The following is a 4,061-nucleotide window of genomic DNA, read 5'->3' on the forward strand; positions in this document are numbered from 1 at the left end:
GGGGGATCAACAAGTGCCTAAAATTACAGCCAACCACTTTTAAAACATCCTCTAAGAGACAAAGTTGGGTTGAAGAACGAAACCCAATCTTCAAAGCCCACGAACTTATAGATGCAATAGTTCAGGCAAAGCGTAGTAGAGTAAAGTAAGAAATCTCAAGGTGCGTGTAGGCATGGAAACCTACTGATTATAAATTGAACACCACATACAGTGGTAACGTCGATCGCTCCGAAAGCAAGAGTGTCGCCATGAATAACTCAACTCCAATGGATGACGATAAAAATCTTCCCAAGAAGAAGGGCAGGACACTTCCTCCAAAGCTGATCATTTGGCTGGGAAAGTTTGTCTGGACGACTATGTGGCAAATAATGATGTCCCAGCTTGCTCCTAGCAATAAGTCGGGAGCATATATTCGTCCTAACAGCCAGTTTCGGAAGTTCATTGGTACAGAGTCAGGGAATCCACACCCACCAGCAGTTGGGCGCTACAAACTCTATGTTGGGCTGGGCTGTCCTTGGGCGCACCGAACTTTGGTTGTGCGATCGCTGAAAAAACTCGAAGCGGTAATATCAGTATGTATTGTCTCTCCTTCTCCCATTGAAGGCGGTTGGATATTCAACGAAGAAGAAGAAGGTTGCCGCACACTAGTTGAATTTTATCAGCGGGCAGAACCCGGCTACAGCGGACGCTTTACAGTTCCAATTTTATGGGATAACCAAACCAAAACCATTGTCAACAATGAGAGTTCAGAGATTATCGTGATGCTGAACTCTCAGTTTAACGAGTTCGCCAACAATCCCACGCTTGATCTTTACCCAGAAGCACTCAAAGAGAAAATTGACTGGTGGAATGAGAAGATTTATCACGCCGTAAATAACGGTGTATATCGTTGCGGCTTTGCCCAGACTCAAGAAGCATATAATCAAGCCTGTAATGAATTGTTCACAACTCTTGATGAGATTGACATAGCATTGCAGACTAATCGATATCTGTGCGGAGATAATCTCACACTCGCAGATGTGCGTTTATTCACGACGTTATTTCGGTTTGATAGTGCCTACTACGGTTTATTTAAATGTAATCGGCGGCGAATTCGAGACTATCAGAACTTGGGAGTTTACCTAAGTGATTTATATCAGCTTCCAGGTGTTGCTGACACCTGCGACTTAGAAACTGTGAAGCACGACTACTACGGAAACCTATTCCCACTCAATCCTGGCGGGATTATTCCCGATGGGCCTGATATGTCCTATCTTAATCAACCACACGATCGCGATCGCATCGGCAAAGTGAATGCTTCATAAGGTACATTAAAAACTAATACCTCGATGACTGCATTCTAGAGTTGGTGTAATCGTGAACCAGATTAATCGAGTTGCAATTGTCGGCGGAACTCATGGCAATGAGTTTACAGGGGCCTACCTGAGCCAAAAATTTGCCCAGTTTCCCAATTTAATTACTAGACCAAGTTTTGAGACAGTCACCTTGTTAGCAAATCCTCATGCTTTTGCAGCAGGGAGGCGATATGTAGAGAAGGATTTAAATCGCTGTTTTCTCAAGCAAGATTTACAAAATCCCACTCTGAACAGTTACGAAGAATTACAAGCGAAATCAATCCAGGACACTCTAGCATCAAACGGGGATAAACAAGCAGACTTCATCTTAGACTTGCACAGCAGTACAGCTAATATGGGTCTGACAATTATTTTGGTAAATAGTCATCCCTTAAACTTGAAATTGGCTGCTTATTTAAGCCATGTCAGCCCTTTGGTGAAGGTTTATCGCTGCTCTTTTAAATCAATTGAAGAAAACCCATTTGTAAATTCTCTATGCGAATTAGGCTTTGCAATCGAGGTTGGCCCGATTGCTCAAGGTATCTTAAAAGCGACGCTGTTTCAACAAACAGAAGAACTTGTTCATGCAGTTCTGGACTATTTGGAACAGCTTAACCAGGGTGAAATTCCATCAACTAACGAAACGTTGATTATCTACGACCACTTATCTGTTGTAGACTATCCCAAAAAACCGGATGGAACAATTTTTGGGATGATTCATCCAGAGCTGCAAGATAAGGATTATCAAGCGTTAAACCCAGGAGACCCAATTTTTATAACTTTCGATAATAAAACAATTATTTACGATGGTGCATCTACCGTTTGGCCGATTTTTATTAATGAGGCAGCTTACTACGAAAAGGGAATTGCAATGTGTTTGACTCAAAGGCAGCAAATCAATATCTAGGATATGGAAAATTTTTTGTATAATTGCTTTTTATTGGAACTAATGGTAAAAATTGAGCATCCAAATCATTAATAACTTCTATATATAGCGCGATTGCTAAAACCTACTTATATTAAGTGTAAATGTATCTTGATTATGATATATTAATCACCAGGAATTAAATACCAGGGTAAAAATTTGTCCGCAGGGCTGATAAAGTCGATATTCAAAAAATGCTAAAAGCCCATTATCTAATTCATCAAAAATATTTTTTAGAGAAGCAGAATTTGTTTATAAATATGAGACACTAATCTGGGTGATGTCTATAACTGGCTACGCCTACGGAATTCTGCTCTTAAAGTAACTCTTTATTTTGAAAATGAGGAGCGTCAAACCTTCTGGCTGGAATTTTCCCCTAAAACCAGGCTTGAGTCGAAGTACGGAACTTGAGCGATAAAGCTCAAATCAACACTATAATTTACGCTTAAAATTGTCCAAATACTTGAATTTATAATGAAAACCAAGCAACAAGGAAACAGACCAATAGCCAGTCTTTCTTTAGACTTGGATAATATTTGGTCTTATTTAAAAAATCAGGGCGCTCCGGGTTGGGAGACTTTTCCCTCTTACCTGGATATCGCAGTACCTCGTTTCTTAGATATTCTTCAGCAATGGAATTTGACAATCACAGTATTTATTGTGGGTCAGGATGCAGCGCTGGAAAAGAACTCTAAAGCAATACAAGCGATCGCTAACGCCGGCCACGAAATTGGCAATCATTCATTCTACCATGATCCTTGGCTACATCTGTATTCAGAGGATGAGATTGAACAAGAGGTGGCACTTGCCGAAGAACATATCAAGCGCGTCACTCATCAACATCCTATTGGCTTTCGGGGGCCGGGATACAGTTTTTCTCCTGCGGTATTAAAAGTCCTAGCACGCCGGGGATATGAATATGATGCTTCGACCTTCCCCACATTTTTGGGGCCAATAGCACGAGCTTATTATTTAATGACCTGTAAATTGAGCAAGGAAGAACGTAAGAAACGGGAAGCCTTGTTTGGTGGTTTCAAAGAGGGTTTGCAGCCTCTAAAACCTTACCAGTGGCACATGGGTAAGGATAAACTGACTGAGATTCCCGTTACCACTATGCCAATTTTCAAGGTGCCAATTCACTTCAGTTACATCATGTATCTAAGTACATTTTCTTCGGAAGTGGCGTTACTCTACCTGCGAATTGCCCTTTGGTTGTGTAAACTTACACGCGTTCAACCTTCTTTGCTACTCCACCCCACAGACTTTGTAAGTCAAGAGGATGTACCAGAACTATCATTTTTCCCTGGAATGAGCGTCCCTACCTACAAAAAGCTAGCAATAGTTAACAAAAGTTTAGAACTTATATCCAGTCAGTTTAATGTTTTGACTGTTGGACAACACGCCAAATTCGTAGCGGGTGCGCGTCAACTGCCTGTATTAGTGCCTCAAAAGAGGTAAAAATATCATCTATGCGATTTCTCAGTCCAATTCGTATCCTTAATTACAGGCAAAATTAACTTTGACCTATGCTTGAGAAGGAGGTAATAGGGTTGGCAAAAAGATAGATTTATTTTTATAATAGTTCACTATTCCAATGTCTTTATTAAAAACCTCTGGTGATATCCCTTCCCTAGAGGTTATTTTTTTTTAGATGCGATTAATGTCATATAGGAATCCGCTGTGATTTTTGAATGAATTTGCGTAGGCAGGCAATAGGCAATAGGCAATAGTCAATAAGGCTTCTTAGCAGGGCTATTTCATTCTAAATAAGTCTTTGAGCGTGTTAAGACTAAAACCAGCGA

General features: G+C 40.6%; 3 protein-coding genes. All 3 read left to right on the plus strand.

Annotation, left to right across the window (positions count from 1 at the left end):
* The first annotated feature begins 248 nt into the window (after positions 1-248).
* The 3 genes from ABF638_RS36945 to ABF638_RS36955 all read left to right on the plus strand — a co-directional run bounded on the left by ABF638_RS36945 (position 249) and on the right by ABF638_RS36955 (position 3,717).
* Positions 249-1,304, plus strand: coding sequence for a glutathione S-transferase family protein (locus tag ABF638_RS36945; protein ID WP_435027715.1), 1,056 nt, complete (start codon positions 249-251; stop codon positions 1,302-1,304).
* Between the two features lie 52 nt (positions 1,305-1,356).
* A complete protein-coding gene (locus tag ABF638_RS36950) occupies positions 1,357-2,241 on the plus strand; it encodes an aspartoacylase (protein ID WP_435027713.1) in 885 nt (294 codons plus the stop codon).
* Between the two features lie 492 nt (positions 2,242-2,733).
* A complete protein-coding gene (locus tag ABF638_RS36955) occupies positions 2,734-3,717 on the plus strand; it encodes a polysaccharide deacetylase family protein (RefSeq protein ID WP_435027714.1) in 984 nt (327 codons plus the stop codon).
* Positions 3,718-4,061: the final 344 nt, after the last annotated feature.

The organism is Nostoc sp. CALU 1950, from assembly GCF_051172895.1.
Taxonomy (GTDB): Bacteria; Cyanobacteriota; Cyanobacteriia; order Cyanobacteriales; family Nostocaceae; genus Nostoc; species Nostoc edaphicum_A.

Bases quoted from the DNA above. Each gene is read 5' to 3' on its own strand.
- ABF638_RS36945 (WP_435027715.1), top strand. From the start codon at position 249: ATGAATAACTCAACTCCAATGGATGACGATAAAAATCTTCCCAAGAAG.
- ABF638_RS36955 (WP_435027714.1), top strand. From the start codon at position 2,734: ATGAAAACCAAGCAACAAGGAAACAGACCAATAGCCAGTCTTTCTTTA.